Here is a 14,859-nt window from a genome sequence, read left to right as displayed (position 1 = left end):
GTCCGGCATGCAGACACTGCTTGATCGACTGGAACGTGGCGCCGTCTTCGTCGGCGGCCTGGCGCTCGTCGCCATGATGCTCCATGTCAGCTTCGACGTCATCGGAAAGTTCGTTTTCAATACCCCGTTGCCGCTGACCATGGAGATGGCCACCTACTACTACATGACGGCCGTGGTGTTTCTGCCGCTGGCGGCGCTGGAGCGCCACGGCAGCAGCCTGGTCCACGTGGAGCTGTTCTACGACCGCCTGTCGCGGCGGGCGCGGACGGTGGTGCTGCCGCTGGCGCTTTCCCTGGCGGCCGTCTATTGCGCCTGCGCCGGCTGGGCGGCCTGGAAGCCGGCGCTCAGGGCGATGCGCTCCGGCACCTATGCCGGCAGCGAACTCATCGTCTCGATCTGGCCCACCCGCTTTCTTCCCGTCGTGGGTTTTGCCTTGCTGGCCCTGGCCTTGCTGCTCAAGACCGTGCTGATCCTGAGGCGAGGCCTCGAGGCCGTGGACCGGCCTGAAGATCTGCTCGAAACGATACACGAAGAGGGCTGAAGCAATGGATGGCATTACCCTTGGCTTGATCGCGCTGGCGGTCGTGGTCTTCCTGTTGGCGATGCGTGTGCCCGTGGGCGTGTCGCTGGGCGGAGTGGCCTTTGGAGGGATCTGGATCTATGCGGGTCCCCGTGCGGCGTGGGGCACACTGTCCCAGGTGCCGTATGAATTCACGGCGCACTGGACACTGAGCTCCATCCCGATGTTCCTCCTCATGGGCTATGTGGCCTATTACTCGCGGATCACGGAGGCCCTGTTCCGGACGGCCCAACTCTGGCTCGGGCGCCTGCCGGGCGGGCTCGGGATCGCGTCCGTCTCCGGGGCCGCGGGCTTTGCCGCCGTCACGGGATCCAGCATGGCGGCATCGGCGGCCATGGGCCGGATCGCGGTGCCGGAGATGATGCGGTTGGGCTACAACCCGGGATTTTCCGCCGGGATTGTGGCGGCGGCCGGGACTATCGGCTCGATGATTCCTCCCAGCATCCTGATGATCGTCTATGGCGTCTTCGCCGAGGTGTCGATCGGCCAGCTGTTCATCGCCGGCGTGATTCCGGGCATCCTGACCGCGGTGTTCTATTCCATCGTGATCGTCACTCGCGTCTCGCTCCAGCCCTCTCTGGCGCCCCGGCTGGACCACGTGCCGCCCTGGCGCCAGCGGCTGCGGTCGCTGCTGGAGATCTGGCCGTTCGTCCTTCTGGTGCTGGGCGTGTTTGGCGGCCTGTTCACTGGTGTGTTCACGCCGACCGAGGCGGGTGCTGTGGGTGCGTTTCTGGCCTGTCTCATCGCTGTCCTGAAGGGCGCCCTCAACTGGACCGTGATTCGCAAGGCGACCGTGGAGACCGTGCGCGGAACGGCATCCATCTTCTTCATCGCCATGGGAGCCGCCCTGCTGACCCGTTTCCTCGCGCTGACGGGCCTGCCGGATTTCCTGTCGGATCAGATCTCGTCCTTGCATGTCAGCCCTCTGATGCTCATCGTGGCCATTGCGGTCCTGTATCTGATCCTGGGCATGTTCCTGGATTCCCTGGGCTGCATGCTGCTGACTTTGCCGATCGTGCTGCCGATCCTGGAGCATCAGGGGGCCGACCTGCTGTGGTTCGGAATCCTGTTGGTGAAATTCCTCGAGGTGGGCCTGATCACGCCGCCCGTGGGCTTGAACGTGTTCGTCATCAAGGAGATCCTGGGAGACAAGGTGCCGCTGGCCAGGATCTTCGCCGGTGTGACTTGGTTCATCGTGGCGGATCTGATTCTGGTCGGCTTCATGATCGCCTGGCCGCAGATCGCACTGTTTCTTCCGCAATACGTGAAGTGACGGCGGGATGACGTGGATCGCGGCGCGGAGTGCGGTGTGATCCGACAGATTGAGCATGCAGGAGTATAGGGATGAATGACAGAAAGACGCCCCTGGACGGCGTGAGGGTGCTGGATCTTTCCAGGATACTGGCCGGTCCTTGGTGTACTCAGAATCTCGCCGATCTCGGCGCGGATGTCATCAAGGTCGAAAGGCCGGCAGGTGGAGACGACACGCGCAGCTGGGGGCCTCCCTTTCTCAAGGACGGCCAGGGCGGGGACACCAGCGAGGCAGCCTACTACCTGAGCACCAATCGCAACAAGCGCTCCGTCGCGATCGATCTCGGCACGGCGGAAGGTGCCGAGCGGATCCGGGAAATGGCCGCACAGTGCGATGTGCTGGTGGAAAACTTCAAAGTGGGCGGGCTGAAGAAGTATGGTCTGGACTATGACTCCCTCAGGGCCGTCAATCCCGCCCTGATCTATTGTTCGATCACAGGCTTTGGGCAGACCGGCCCCCTGGCGCCGATGCCGGGCTATGACTTCGTCATCCAGGGGATGGGCGGGCTCATGAGCATCACCGGCGAGCGTGACGACCGCCCGGGCGGGGGACCCCAGAAGGCGGGGGTGGCCGTGACCGACATCATCACCGGCATGTACGCCACCGTGGCTATCCTCGGTGCCTTGCACGAGCGGCATCGCAGCGGGCTGGGGCAGCACATCGACCTGTCGCTTCTGGACTGCCATGTGGCCATGCTGGCCAACCAGAACCTCAACTACATGACTTCGGGCGTCGCGCCGCGCCGTGCCGGCAATGCGCACCAGAATGTCGTGCCCTATCAGGTTTTCGAGGCGCGGGACGGAGAACTCATCGTGGCCACCGGCAATGACGCGCAGTATCGGGCCTACTGCGGCGTGATCGGCCGCCCGGACCTCGGCACGCATCCCGACTATGCGAACAACAGCCAGCGGCTCAGGAATCGTGTCGCGCTGATTGCGGAACTCGAGGCCATCATGCGCACCCGGGGCAGGGACGAGTGGGTGGCTGAACTGCAGGCGGCCGGCGTCCCGTGCGGTCCGATCAACAACCTGGAGCAGGTATTTCGGAATGAGCAGGTGCGGCACCGTCAGATCTGGCGGATGCTGCCGCATCCGCTGGCGGGGGAAGTCCCGACGGTCGCAAGCCCGATCCGCTATTCCGAGACTCCGGTCATGTATCGCATGGCGCCCCCCTTGCTGGGAGAGCACACGGCAGAAATCCTGGCCGAATTCGGTCTGGACGGCCAGGGCCGGACCAGCGCTCCGGGGAGCCTGGAATGAGTCAGCGCACTTCTGTTGCCGCGTGGGTCGGCCGTACGGAAACCTGCGTCGATCACATGGATGGTGGCCATGCCGAACGGGTCGCGCTGAGCCTCGGAGATACACCGCCCGCCGAGGGCGGGGCGTTGCCGGACCTGTGGCACTGGGCGTTTTTCGTCCGGGGGCAGCCTCATGAAGTTCTTGGGGCCGATGGTCATCCTCGCGGAGGCGGATTCCTGCCTCCGCTGGCCGACAACCGCAATCGCATGTGGGCGGGCGGTCGCGTCCGATTCCTCCAGCCGCTCATGGCGGGGCGGCAAGCCGAGCGTCGTTCCACTGTGGCCAATATCGTCGAGAAGGTGGGTCGTACGGGCAAGTTGCTGTTCGTCACCGTCGAGCATGAGTACCGCCAGGGAGGGGGGCTGTGTATCCAGGAAGTGCAGGACATCGTGTACCGCGAGCCTTCCCCGCCCGTTCTGGTGGGCACGCAGCCCGCGCCGGCATCGGACTGGCGCGAGACGATCCGGCCCGATCCCGTGATGCTGTTCCGATATTCAGCCGTCACCTTCAACGGCCACCGGATCCATTATGATGATCCTTACGTGCGCGAGGTGGAAGGCTATCCGGGCCTCGTGGTCCATGGCCCGCTGATCGCGACGATGATGCTGCGCGCGTTGCGCCGAGCGCATCCGGATCGCCGGGTCCAGTCTTTTGCCTACCGTGGCCTCAGGCCCCTGATCTCGCCCGCGGCGTTCCAGGTGGCGGGCAGACTCGATGCCCCCGATGCGGCGGAGCTCTGGGCGGAGCAGGACGGCATGCTGGCACATCGGGCCGACGTCCGTTTCGGAGATTGAGCCATGCAGCATACGTTTCAGACCCTCAGGACCGCCCTCTTCGTTCCCGCCACGCGCCCCGAACGCTTTGCAAAGGCCCGGGCCAGTGGCGCCGATGCGGTGATCATCGACCTGGAAGATGCCGTGGAAGCTTCGGCCAAGGACTCCGCCCGGGAGACTCTGCGCCAGTTCGTGCCCGTACCGGATACAGGAAATCCCGCCCCCTGGCTGGTGCGGATCAATGGGCCGGACACGAGTTGGCATGCCGCGGATCTTGCAGCCTGCCGCAGTCTGGCTCATGTCGGCGGCATCGTGCTGCCCAAGACGGAAACAGCGGCGCAGCTGGCTCGCGTTGTGGCAGCCGGCAAGCCGGTCTTCCCCATCATTGAGAGCGCCAGGGGGCTGCACAATCTGCAGGACATTGCAGACGCGCCCGGTGTCGCCCGGCTGATCTTCGGCTCACTGGACCTGATGCTGGATCTCGGGGTGACGTCTGGCACGCCGGCGGCGGCCGTGCTGCTTGACCATGTCCGGAGCACCCTGCTGCTGGCCAGCCGTGTCCATGGGCTGGCGGCGCCGCTCGACGGGATCCACGCGGATTTCTCGGATGCCGCCGGGCTGGGACGGATGGCGCGTCATGCCTGCGACATGGGCTTTGGCGGGATGCTGTGCATTCATCCGGCCCAGGTCGCGGAGGTGCACAAGGCGTTCGTTCCCGCACCGCGCGAACTGGAATGGGCATCGCGCGTCATGGCCGAAGTGGCTGCCGGCAAGCAGACATTCAAGCTGGACGGCCGGATGATCGACCTGCCGGTGATTCAGGAGGCCCGGCGGATACTCGCACGGGCTCCCGGGGCCTCATAGGAAACGGTCGATCCGGGGGCTGTTCTCCAGGTCCCAGACCCTGGCGATCAGCCGGTCGATCGTTTCGGGTGTGGCTGCGTCCTGATAGGCGCCCAGGCGCCGCGCCTTGTCTTCCAGTTCCGTGCGGTTGAGCGTGTTCTCCGGGTCGCCCTTCGGGGTGTCCACGCGGCCCGTCAGCGTCGCGCCCTGCCGGGTGGTGACGCTCACCTTTCCGATCCATTGGCGCGGGTACGCCGCATCGACTTCAGGGTCCAGCCGCATCGAGACCCTTCGGCAGAAATCCCTGATCTCGGGATCGTGCAGGTCCTCATCGAATTCCGTCAGGCCCGCGCGCCGGTGGCGCGCGATCAGGGCCAGCACCGTGCCCATGGAGAATTTGGACTGGTGGACGGTGGTGGGGTTGGTCACCGGGCCGAGCACGTCGATGGCGCCCTGGTGGACGTGCGCCACGACGGACTCGATGTCGCCGATGCGCAGGCCGTGGGTCCGCATCACCGCCAGCAGCGCATCTGCGGCGGGATGGGTATGTCGGCATGATGCATGGTATTTGAACGAGGTCTCCAGCACCGTCCAGCGACTGCCCAGCCCGTCCGTGAGGCGCGCCGGATCGCAGTCCCGCGACATGCCCGCCGCCATGCCCTGGGCTCCCTCCAGGATGTGAGAGGCCCCCGTGAAGCCCTTTCCGGCCAGCCAAGCGGCCATCAGGCCGTCGCTTCCCGCCTTGGCCGTGTGCAACTGTTTGGAGTCGGCGGCGTCGCGCAGGAATTCCCACAGGCCCGCGGCCTGGGTGCCGGCGGAGCCCAGCGCGTGCAGCATTTGTTGGCTGTTCAGATCGAGGAGCTTGCCAGTGGCCATCGCCGCGGCCAGGGTTCCTGCGGTGCCGGTCGTGTGGAAGATCTCGTAGTGTGGACGGCCGAGGTATTCCCCGATCCGGATGCCGGTTTCGTAGCCCGTCACGGCCGCCAGCAGGAAATCCTTGCCCGAGCGCCCGAGGGCCTGGGCCATGGCCATGGCCGGCGGGAAGACCACGGCGGCCGGGTGGAAGACCGAGCCATTGTGCACGTCGTCCTGTTCCACCATGTGCGCGGCAGCCGCATTGACCATCGTGGCGAACAGGGCGCTGGTTCCCTGGCGGCGGACCATGTCCTGCGCAGGGCCGTCGGCCGGTCCCATGGCCTGGGCATACTGGGCGAGAGTCTGAACGGCCCTGCTGCCGGAACCGGCTAGAATAGACGCCAGACAGTCCAGGAGCAGGTCTTCCGTGCGGCGGAGCACGGGCTCGGGGATATCATGAAACTGCAGGTCGGCGGCAAAGCGCGTCAGCTCGGCGCTGGGATGTGGCATCGTATTTCCTCGGGGGCATCGGGTCTGGTACGGGCAAGCAGGACGTGATGGCATGCGCCCGCACGCCATCGGCTTTCCTCGGCACGACTGTGCACCTTTGCCGCAGGGTTGCCTATTTTTGTTTATTGAAGAGCGGCTTAATCAGTCTGGAGGAGATCCGCCGGTTATGGCCTCCCATTTCGATCTGACCGACATGCAGCTGCTGGTGAACGTGGCAAGCGCCCTGAGCCTCACCAAGGCGGCGGAACACACGTTTCTGTCCCTGCCTGCCGCCAGCAATCGCGTGAAGAACCTCGAGGGCTACCTGGGGACCGCCCTGCTGTATCGCACCAGTCAGGGGGTCACGCTGACGCCAGCGGGCGAAGCCTTCGTCCGCCATGCGCGCATTGTCCTGCACCAGCTGCAGCACCTGCGTGGCGACATCCAGGAATACGCCCGGGGGGTCAAGGGGCGTGTCCGGATCTATGCCAATACGACGGCGATGAACGAATTCGTGCCCGCGGCGCTGGAGCGCTATCTGGTGGACCACCCCGACGTCAATATCGAACTCCGCGAGCGCCTGAGCTACCAGGTCGTCAAGGCCGTCGCCGAGGGCGCGGCCGACATCGGCATCACGGCGCAAGGCAGCGGGGGCGCGGGCGTGAGGTTCCTTCCCTACCGAACCGACCGCCTGGTGCTGGTGGCTCATCGGGACCATCCGCTCGCCAGGAAAAATGCCCACAGTTTTGCCAGCGTCCTGGACTACGATTTTGTCAGCCTGGCGGAATCCAGCGCGATCCACTCGTTCCTGTTGGCCGCCGCCGAGGACAACGGCCGTTTCCTGCGTCTGCGTGTGGAGGTCAGCAATTTCGAGACTTCCTGCCGGCTGATCGCGGCCCAGGTGGGGATCGGGGTCATCCCCGAGACCGCCGCGCGGCGCTATGTCCAGGTCTTGCCGTTGAAGATCATGCACCTGACGGACGGATGGGCCCTGAGGCAGTTGCACATCTGCATCCAGGAGGCGGCGGAATTGCCTGTTTTCTCCCAGGAACTGGTGGATCTGCTGGTCCGGGATTCGAACGCCGAGGACTATCAGGAAGATCCCGACCTTCAGATCGGATAAAGACGCGGTTTGTAAAAACCGAATTGTCAGGCTCCGTGGTTTCCTTCACTCTAGATGTCAGCATCGTTGGCGCAGCGTGCCGCGTATTGACGGAGAGGGATGATCCATGGTCAGCAGTCAGGAACAGTTTCGGGACATTCGGGATGCGGTCAGAGACTTGTGTTCCCAGTTCGGAGATGAATATTTTCGCCGTATCGACCACGAACGCGGCTATCCTGCCGAGTTCGTCGATGCGCTGACGAAGGCCGGCTGGCTTGCCGCGCTGATTCCCCAGGAATACGGCGGTTCGGGCCTGGGCCTGACCGAAGCCTCCGTCATCATGGAGGAAATCAACCGGGCCGGCGGCAATTCGGGCGCCTGCCACGGGCAGATGTACAACATGGGCACGATCCTGCGCCACGGTTCGGAAGCCCAGAAACGCCAGTGGCTGCCCAAGATCGCATCGGGCGAATTGCGGCTGCAGTCCATGGCGGTCACTGAGCCCACCACCGGCACCGACACCACGAAGCTCAAGACCACGGCCGTGCGCAAGGACGGGCGGTATGTGGTGAACGGGCAGAAGGTATGGATTTCGCGGGTCCAGCATTCCGATCTGATGATCCTCCTGGCGCGGACCACGCCGCTCGATCAGGTGCGCAAGAAATCCGAGGGCATGTCGATCTTCATGGTGGACCTGCATTCAGCCATCGGCAAGGGCCTGACGGTCCGGCCGATCCCGAACATGGTCAATCACGAGACCAATGAGCTTTTCTTCGAGGATCTCGAAATTCCCGAGGAAAATCTGATCGGCGAGGAAGGCAAGGGATTCAAATACATTCTGGACGGGTTGAATGCCGAGCGCACGCTCATAGCGGCGGAGTGTATTGGCGATGGTTATTGGTTCGTGGACCGCGCCAGCAAGTATGTCGGTCAACGCATCGTCTTCGGACGTCCTATCGGCCAGAATCAGGGAGTTCAGTTTCCCATTGCGCGTGCCTATGTGAATGTGGAGGCGGCCAGCCTGATGCGTTATCAGGCATGCGCCTTGTTCGATGCGCATCAGGATTGCGGCGCACAGGCGAACATGGCGAAGATGCTGGCCGCGGAAGCCTCTTGGGAGGCTGCCAATGCCTGCTTGCAGTCGCATGGCGGTTTCGGTTTCGCCTGTGAGTACGATGTGGAAAGAAAATTCCGGGAGACCCGCCTCTATCAAGTCGCGCCGATTTCCACGAATCTGATTCTGTCCTATGTCGGCCAGCATGTGCTCGGCATGCCACGGTCGTTCTGAGGGAGCGCGCGATGTTGCCCTTGGAGGACATTACCGTCATCACGCTGGAGCATGCCATTGCCGCGCCGTTCTGCACGCGCCAGCTGGCCGACCTGGGGGCCCGGGTCATCAAAATCGAAAGACCTGGCAGCGGCGACTTCGCACGTCACTATGATGAGCGAGTGCGCGGCTTGTCATCGCACTTCGTCTGGACCAACCGCTCCAAGGAAAGCCTCGCCTTGGACGTGAAACAGGCGGCAGCCGCCGAGATTTTCGAGAAGCTCTTGTCCGGGGCGGACGTTCTTGTCCAGAATCTCGCGCCTGGCGCGGCATCCAGATTGGGGCTGTCATTCGATGCCTTGCATGAGCGTTACCCGGGGCTGATCGTTTGCGATATCTCCGGGTATGGCGATACGGGTCCCTATCGTGACAAGAAGGCTTATGACCTGTTGATCCAGAGCGAGTCCGGATTTCTGTCGGTGACTGGATCCCCCGACGCGCCGGCCAAAGCCGGGTGCTCGATCGCGGATATTTCCGCGGGAATGTATGCATACAGCAGCATTTTGGCCGCCTTGCTTCAGCGCGGCAAGACCGGCAAAGGTCGGCGGATCGAGGTGTCGATGCTCGAGAGCATGGGCGAGTGGATGAGCTACCCCATGTATTACAGCTTCGAAGGCGCGCCCCCGCCCCCCCGCAATGGCGCTTCGCATGCCACGATCTATCCGTATGGTCCGTTCACGGCGGGTGACGGAAAGGCCGTCATCCTGGGCCTGCAGAATGAGCGGGAATGGCGGATTTTCTGTGAGCAGGTCCTGGAATTGCCGGAGCTGGCGGATGATGCCCGTTTTTCATCGAATTCCCGCCGTGTGGCCTCCCGCGTTGCGCTGAAACAGCTCATTGAGCAGACGTTTTCTGCCTGGACGGCCGACGAAGTGGCGCAACGCCTGGAGGCCGCCCGCATTGCCAGCGCGCATCTCAACGAGATGGCCGAGGTCTGGCGGCACCCGCAGCTGCATGCCCGCAAGCGCTGGGTCGAAATCCAGAGCCCGGTGGGCCGCCTGCCCGCCCTGTTGCCGCCTGGGGCCGCGGATGCCGGCGACGTTCGCTTGGGCGCCGTTCCCGCATTGGGAGAGCACACGGACGCGATCCTGCGTGAACTCGGGTTTGATGGGCAAAGGATCGCGGCTTTGCATGCGGCGGGTGTCCTGTCGTGACCAGGACGGCCAATCAGCGGGAAAGAACAGGCGCGCGCGCCGATGTCATCCCGGATTCCCCCAATCCCGCTCCCCCACGTGCTCGTGCAGGTGCCGCACGAAGGCCTGGGTGGCCGGCGGCGGGCTGGCGTGCAGGCGGCTGTAGATGAAGAACTGGCGGCGGATCACCGGATCCTGCAGCGGGCGCATGCGCAGGCCGTACAGGTCCACCAGGGTCCGCGCGTAGGGTAGCCCCGCCGTCACGCCCAGCCCCGCGCTGACCATGCTGAGGGCGGTGCTCATGAAGGCCACTTCGTGGCTGGGGTGGATGGCGGGAATGTCGGCCATCCGGTACAGGTCCAGGGCCAGCCGGTCGGTGAACTGGCCCTGCAGGGCGATCAGGGGATAGCGCATCAGGTCGGTCCAGCGGATGCGCTTGAGCGATTCCAGCGGGTGGCCGGGCGGAAACACGGCCATGAAGGGCAGGTCGAACAGGGGGTCGGCCGACAGCTCGGCCAGTCCTTCGCGGTGGGGGCCGATGCTGACATCCACTTCGCCGCGCATTGCCTGAGTGATGGCGTTCTCGACCGCGCAGTCCAGGAGGTGGACCTGGATGTCGGGGTGTTCCCGGCGAAAGCTGGCGATGACCTCCGGAATCAGGGTGCTGGCCATCAGCTGAGGGGCGGCGATGCGCACGATGCCGCGCCGCAGGCGCTTGAGGTTGTCGATGTTCTCCAGCGCGCCGTCCAGATCGCGCAGGATGCGGGTGGCGACGGAATGGAATTCGCGTCCGACCTCCGACAGCTGGATGCGGCGGGTGTTGCGGTCCACCAGGCGCACGCCCAGCTGGGATTCCAGTTCCTTGATCAGACCGCTCAGGGCCGACTGGGTGATGTGCAGGGATTCGGCCGCCCGGGTGAAGCCCCCGGTGCGGGCCAGCGCCGTGAAGGCGCGCAATTGGCGCAGTGTTACTTCCATCGGATCACCCTATGAATCGATGAATAAAAACTGTTTGAATGATAACTGGAAACTGCGTCTAATGGGGCATCGATCACAAGGATGCGCTGGCGCTGCCGCGCCGGCATCCAGCATCCGGACCGGAGACAACGCCATGCCTTCCCCAAGGGAACCTCTGAAATTCCATCCCGATCCGCAGCGCCCGCGCACCGCTCGACTTGTTCAGAGGTTCCCTTGGGGTGAACACCGATGATCCATCATGCCGCCCGCCTGATCGTTCGGGGCTTCGAGATCCTGATCGTCGCCTGCCTGGCGATCATGGGCATCCTGGTCTTCGGCAACGTCGTGCTGCGCTACGCCTTCAATTCCGGCATCGCCATTTCCGAGGAACTGTCGCGCCTGCTGTTCGTCTGGCTGATCTTCATGGGCGCGGTCCTGGCCTCGGCGCGGCGCATCCACATCGGCTTCGACACGCTGCAGCGGGCTGTCGGGCCCCGCGTGCGCCGGGCGCTGGTGGTCTTCACCGGTGCGCTGATCCTGGCCGGCTGCGGGATATTCATCGTCGGCGGCTGGCGCCAGACCGTGATCAACCTGGGCAACACCTACCCGGTCCTGGGCATTTCCTATGCCTGGCTGTACGGGACGGCGCTGGTGTTCGGGGTGGCGCTGATCTTCCCGGTCTGCAACAACATCCGCCGGGCGCTGATCGGCATCGACGACGGCCTGACCGAAGACCTGGCCGACCGCATCGAGGGACTGGCCGAGCGCATTGAAGATGAATCCGCGAAGGAGGCGAAATGACCGCGCTCGTCTTCCTCGGCTCGCTGCTGGGCCTGATCGCGCTGGGCCTGCCGATCGCCTTCGCCCTGATGTTCGCCGGGGTGGCGCTGATGCTGCTGACCGGGCAGTTCGACGCCCAGATCGTGGTGCAGAACGCCATCTCCGGAGCCGACAATTTCGTGCTGATGGCCGTGCCGTTCTTCATCCTGGCGGGCGAATTCATGAACGCGGGCGGGCTGTCCAAACGCATCGTCGACATGGCCAGCGCCTTTGTCGGCCACCTGCGCGGCGGCCTGGGCTACGTGGCGATCTGCGCCGGCATCCTGCTCGCCAGCCTCTCGGGCTCCGCCGTGGCGGACACGGCGGCGCTGGCGGCCATCCTGGTGCCGATGATGCGCCAGGCCGGCTACGACCCCGCGCGCGCCTGCGGCCTGATGGCCGCCAGCGGCATCATCGCGCCGGTCATCCCGCCGTCGATCGGCTTCCTGATCTTCGGCGTGGTGGCCAATGTATCGATCACCCGCCTGTTCCTGGCCGGGATCGTGCCCGGCGTCCTGATGGGACTGTTCCTGACCGTGGCCTGGTGGTTCGTCGCCCGGCGGCAGAAGGCGGCGCTGACGCCCCGCGTGCCCTGGGGGCAGCGGCTGCGCCTGCTGGGGCAGGGCGGCTGGGCGCTGATGCTGCCGGTCATCATCATCGGCGGCCTGCGCTTCGGGATCTTCACGCCGACCGAGTCCGCCGTGGTGGCGGCCGCCTACGCGCTGTTCGTCGGTTTGGCGGTGTACCGGGAACTGAACTGGCGCAAGGTCTACGAATGCCTGCTGTCCACGGCGCAGACGACCTCGGTCGTGCTGCTGCTGGCCGCGCTGGCGATGGTCGCGTCCTACATGATCACCATCACCGACATCTCCGGCCAGGTGGGCGGCTGGCTGCAGGGGCTGTCGGATCATCCGATGGTCCTGATGGCCGCCATGATGGTCGTGGTGTTCTTCGCCGGCATGGTGCTGGACTTCATCCCCATCGTGCTGATCTTCACGCCGGTATTCCTGCCGATCGTGCAGGCGGCCGACATCGATCCCGTCTATTTCGGCGTGATCTTCATCATGAACTGCTCGATCGGCATGATCACGCCGCCCGTGGGCGTGGTGCTGAACGTCGTCAGCTCCGTAGGCAAGGTGTCCATGGCCCAGGCCACGCGCGGCATCGGGCCGTTCCTGCTGGCCCTGGTCTCGCTGCTGATCGCCCTGATCCTGTTCCCCGAACTGGTGACCGTGCCCGCCCAATGGTGGCGCTAGCGCCCGGCGCCCCGTCCGATTCCACCAAGGAGACATCCCATGAAAATCCGCACCACCCTGCTCGTCGGCCTGCTGGCCGCGACACTGTCCGGCTCCGCCTGGGCGGCCGTCACCGCGAAATTCGCCGTGACCCTGCCGGAAAAATCCCACCAGGGCCAGGGCGTGGCCAAGTTCGTCGAACTGGTCAAGGCCAAGAGCCATGGCGAAATCGACATCAAGCCCTATTACAGCGGCGCGCTGGGCAACGACGTGCAGGTGACCTCCGCCCTGCAGGGCGGTACGATCGAGTTCACCGTGCCCCAGACCACCACCCTGACCGGCATGGTCAAGGCCTACGAGATCCTCGATTTCCCCTTCCTGTTCAAGAACAGCGAACAGGCGGAGAAGGTGCTGGACGGTCCGGTGGGCCAGCAGTTGCTGGAGACCCTGCCCGCGCACGGGCTGGTGGGCCTGGCGTATTGGGAAAACGGCTTTTTCAACGCCACCAACAGCAAGCATCCGATCGCCAGGGTCGAGGACTTCGAGGGCCTGAAGTTCCGGTCGATCCAGGCGAAGATCACCCAGGAGACCATCAAGGCCCTGGGCGCCAATCCGGTGCCGCTGGCGGTGCCCGAACTCTACACCGCGCTGGAGACCCGCACCATCGACGGCCAGGGCACGCCCAACGCCGTGATCGCCGCGCTCAAGCTCTACGAAGTGCAGAAATACCTGTCCATCACGCGCCACAGCTACGGCGCCTTCGTTCCGCTGGTGTCCAAGGCCTTCTGGGACAAGCTCACGCCGGACCAGCGGAAGATCCTGAAGGATTCCGCCGTCGAGGCCCGGACCTACCAGCGCCAGGTGGCGCGCGCCCAGGCGCAGTCGGCCAAGGAAACCATGGCCAAGCACGGCATGGAAATCAGCGAGGTCAGCGACGCCGAGCATGACCGCATGCGCGAACGCGTCCAGCCGGTGTGGAAGATGTTCATCCCCAGCGTGGGCCAGGATCTGTTCGACCAGGTCCAGGCCGAACTGAAGTAAGCCAGCCCTTGCGCGCGGGGCCGCCGCCCCGCGTTCCGGGCACGCCTCGGCGGCCCGGGCAACCGGAGTCCCCATGAAGCTTGCCACCTTGAAAAACGAGTCGCGCGACGGCCGCCTGGTCGTCGTGTCCCGGGATCTGACGCAGTGCGTCGCCGTGCCCGAGATCGCGCCCACCCTGCAGGCGGCGCTGGACGACTGGGATGCCTGCCTGCCGGCCCTGCGCGCCGCCGCCGACCGGCTCGATTCGGGCCAGGACGGCGCCGCGCGCCCCTTCGATCCGGCGGCCTGCCATTCGCCGCTGCCGCGCGCCTACCAGTGGGCGGACGGCTCGGCCTACCTGAATCACGTGGAATTGGTGCGCCGCGCCCGCAACAGCCAGGTGCCGGAGTCCTTCTTCACCGATCCGCTGATGTACCAGGGCGGCTCGGACAGCTTCATCGGTCCGCGCGACCCCATCGTCGCCGACACGGAGGACTGGGGCATCGATCTGGAGGCCGAGGTCGCCGTCGTCACGGGCGACGTGCCCATGGGCGCGAGCCCGGCGGACGCCGCCGGTGCGATCCGCCTGCTGATGCTGGTCAATGACGTGTCCCTGCGCGGCCTGATCCCGGGAGAGCTGGCCAAGGGCTTCGGCTTCTTCCAGTCCAAGCCGGCCAGCGCGTTTTCCCCGGTCGCCGTCACGCCCGACGAACTGGGTCCCGCCTGGCGCGACGGCAAGGTCCACCTGCCGCTGCGGGTCGAACTGAACGGCGAACCCTTCGGCTGCCCGGACGCCGGCCGGGACATGACGTTCAATTTCCCGCAACTGGTCGCGCATGCCGCCCGGACGCGCCGGCTGGCGGCCGGAACCATCATCGGCTCGGGCACGGTGTCCAACAAGCAGGGCGGGCTGCATGGCTCCAGCATCCGCAACGGCGGCGTGGGCTATTGCTGCATCGCCGAGGTCCGCATGTACGAGACCATCGAGGGCGGCGCTCCGGTCACGCCCTTCATGCGTTTCGGCGACCGGGTGCGCATCCACATGAGCGACGCCCGGGGCGAGGACGTCTTCGGCGCCATCGAGCAGACCGTCGAGCGCCGCGCGGGAGTCTGATT

Annotated in this window: 14 protein-coding genes; 12 read left to right on the top strand and 2 right to left on the bottom strand. The window is 65.2% G+C overall.

Annotation, left to right across the window (positions count from 1 at the left end; translation table 11 throughout):
- Positions 1-7: 7 nt before the first annotated feature.
- The 5 genes from ACTPOE_RS16075 (at position 8) to ACTPOE_RS16055 (ending at position 4,827) form a co-directional block, all read left to right on the top strand.
- Positions 8-541: a TRAP transporter small permease gene (locus tag ACTPOE_RS16075; protein ID WP_458873235.1), complete on the top strand. Its 534-nt coding sequence runs from the start codon at positions 8-10 to the stop codon at positions 539-541.
- 4 nt (positions 542-545) lie between these two features.
- Positions 546-1,853 (top strand): TRAP transporter large permease, encoded by a 1,308-nt coding sequence (locus ACTPOE_RS16070; RefSeq protein WP_458873234.1) that lies wholly within the window; start codon positions 546-548, stop codon positions 1,851-1,853.
- Between the two features lie 71 nt (positions 1,854-1,924).
- The gene (locus ACTPOE_RS16065; protein ID WP_458873233.1) at positions 1,925-3,151 is read left to right on the top strand and encodes a CaiB/BaiF CoA transferase family protein; all 1,227 of its coding nucleotides are present in this window, start codon (positions 1,925-1,927) and stop codon (positions 3,149-3,151) included.
- Complete coding sequence (locus tag ACTPOE_RS16060) at positions 3,148-3,984, top strand: HTD2 family dehydratase (protein ID WP_458873232.1); 837 nt, start codon at positions 3,148-3,150, stop codon at positions 3,982-3,984. The genes ACTPOE_RS16065 and ACTPOE_RS16060 overlap by 4 nt, the downstream gene beginning before the upstream one ends.
- Positions 3,985-3,987: 3 nt before the next feature.
- Positions 3,988-4,827: an HpcH/HpaI aldolase/citrate lyase family protein gene (locus ACTPOE_RS16055; protein WP_458873231.1), complete on the top strand. Its 840-nt coding sequence runs from the start codon at positions 3,988-3,990 to the stop codon at positions 4,825-4,827.
- On the opposite strand, the gene ACTPOE_RS16050 is transcribed toward ACTPOE_RS16055, so the two are convergent.
- Positions 4,822-6,171 (bottom strand): MmgE/PrpD family protein, encoded by a 1,350-nt coding sequence (locus ACTPOE_RS16050; protein WP_458873230.1) that lies wholly within the window; start codon positions 6,169-6,171, stop codon positions 4,822-4,824. The two genes, ACTPOE_RS16055 and ACTPOE_RS16050, sit on opposite strands and share 6 nt — an antisense overlap.
- Before the next feature lie 166 nt (positions 6,172-6,337).
- Here ACTPOE_RS16050 and ACTPOE_RS16045 point away from each other — a divergent pair, with 166 nt between their 5' ends.
- From ACTPOE_RS16045 to ACTPOE_RS16035, 3 genes are all read left to right on the top strand, one after another.
- Positions 6,338-7,273, top strand: a complete 936-nt coding sequence (locus tag ACTPOE_RS16045) for a LysR substrate-binding domain-containing protein (RefSeq protein ID WP_458873229.1) — start codon at positions 6,338-6,340, stop codon at positions 7,271-7,273.
- A gap of 106 nt (positions 7,274-7,379) precedes the next feature.
- Positions 7,380-8,540, top strand: a complete 1,161-nt coding sequence (locus tag ACTPOE_RS16040) for an acyl-CoA dehydrogenase family protein (protein WP_458873228.1) — start codon at positions 7,380-7,382, stop codon at positions 8,538-8,540.
- Between the two features lie 11 nt (positions 8,541-8,551).
- Positions 8,552-9,733: a CaiB/BaiF CoA transferase family protein gene (locus ACTPOE_RS16035; protein ID WP_458873227.1), complete on the top strand. Its 1,182-nt coding sequence runs from the start codon at positions 8,552-8,554 to the stop codon at positions 9,731-9,733.
- Positions 9,734-9,778: 45 nt separating this feature from the next.
- Here ACTPOE_RS16035 and ACTPOE_RS16030 read toward each other — a convergent pair whose 3' ends face one another.
- Positions 9,779-10,690 (bottom strand): LysR family transcriptional regulator, encoded by a 912-nt coding sequence (locus ACTPOE_RS16030; RefSeq protein ID WP_458873226.1) that lies wholly within the window; start codon positions 10,688-10,690, stop codon positions 9,779-9,781.
- 228 nt (positions 10,691-10,918) lie between these two features.
- On the opposite strand from ACTPOE_RS16030, the gene ACTPOE_RS16025 reads away from it, so the two are divergent.
- From ACTPOE_RS16025 to ACTPOE_RS16010, 4 genes are all read left to right on the top strand, one after another.
- Complete coding sequence (locus ACTPOE_RS16025) at positions 10,919-11,470, top strand: TRAP transporter small permease (protein WP_458873225.1); 552 nt, start codon at positions 10,919-10,921, stop codon at positions 11,468-11,470.
- Positions 11,467-12,744: a TRAP transporter large permease gene (locus ACTPOE_RS16020; RefSeq protein WP_458873224.1), complete on the top strand. Its 1,278-nt coding sequence runs from the start codon at positions 11,467-11,469 to the stop codon at positions 12,742-12,744. Before ACTPOE_RS16025 ends, ACTPOE_RS16020 begins: the two co-directional genes overlap by 4 nt.
- A gap of 39 nt (positions 12,745-12,783) precedes the next feature.
- Positions 12,784-13,764, top strand: coding sequence for a TRAP transporter substrate-binding protein (locus ACTPOE_RS16015; protein WP_458873223.1), 981 nt, complete (start codon positions 12,784-12,786; stop codon positions 13,762-13,764).
- A gap of 73 nt (positions 13,765-13,837) precedes the next feature.
- On the top strand, positions 13,838-14,857 hold the full coding sequence (locus tag ACTPOE_RS16010; protein WP_458873222.1) for a fumarylacetoacetate hydrolase family protein: 1,020 nt from the start codon (positions 13,838-13,840) through the stop codon (positions 14,855-14,857).
- Positions 14,858-14,859: the final 2 nt, after the last annotated feature.

It is taken from the genome of Castellaniella sp. WN (genome assembly GCF_054457555.1).
This window is presented reverse-complemented; position numbering and strand designations above follow the sequence as displayed.

Bases quoted from the DNA above. Each gene is read 5' to 3' on its own strand.
- ACTPOE_RS16075 (WP_458873235.1), top strand. From the start codon at position 8: ATGCAGACACTGCTTGATCGACTGGAACGTGGCGCCGTCTTCGTCGGC.
- ACTPOE_RS16070 (WP_458873234.1), top strand. From the start codon at position 546: ATGGATGGCATTACCCTTGGCTTGATCGCGCTGGCGGTCGTGGTCTTC.
- ACTPOE_RS16065 (WP_458873233.1), top strand. From the start codon at position 1,925: ATGAATGACAGAAAGACGCCCCTGGACGGCGTGAGGGTGCTGGATCTT.
- ACTPOE_RS16060 (WP_458873232.1), top strand. From the start codon at position 3,148: ATGAGTCAGCGCACTTCTGTTGCCGCGTGGGTCGGCCGTACGGAAACC.
- ACTPOE_RS16055 (WP_458873231.1), top strand. From the start codon at position 3,988: ATGCAGCATACGTTTCAGACCCTCAGGACCGCCCTCTTCGTTCCCGCC.
- ACTPOE_RS16050 (WP_458873230.1), bottom strand. From the start codon at position 6,171: ATGCCACATCCCAGCGCCGAGCTGACGCGCTTTGCCGCCGACCTGCAG.
- ACTPOE_RS16045 (WP_458873229.1), top strand. From the start codon at position 6,338: ATGGCCTCCCATTTCGATCTGACCGACATGCAGCTGCTGGTGAACGTG.
- ACTPOE_RS16040 (WP_458873228.1), top strand. From the start codon at position 7,380: ATGGTCAGCAGTCAGGAACAGTTTCGGGACATTCGGGATGCGGTCAGA.
- ACTPOE_RS16035 (WP_458873227.1), top strand. From the start codon at position 8,552: ATGTTGCCCTTGGAGGACATTACCGTCATCACGCTGGAGCATGCCATT.
- ACTPOE_RS16030 (WP_458873226.1), bottom strand. From the start codon at position 10,690: ATGGAAGTAACACTGCGCCAATTGCGCGCCTTCACGGCGCTGGCCCGC.
- ACTPOE_RS16025 (WP_458873225.1), top strand. From the start codon at position 10,919: ATGATCCATCATGCCGCCCGCCTGATCGTTCGGGGCTTCGAGATCCTG.
- ACTPOE_RS16020 (WP_458873224.1), top strand. From the start codon at position 11,467: ATGACCGCGCTCGTCTTCCTCGGCTCGCTGCTGGGCCTGATCGCGCTG.
- ACTPOE_RS16015 (WP_458873223.1), top strand. From the start codon at position 12,784: ATGAAAATCCGCACCACCCTGCTCGTCGGCCTGCTGGCCGCGACACTG.
- ACTPOE_RS16010 (WP_458873222.1), top strand. From the start codon at position 13,838: ATGAAGCTTGCCACCTTGAAAAACGAGTCGCGCGACGGCCGCCTGGTC.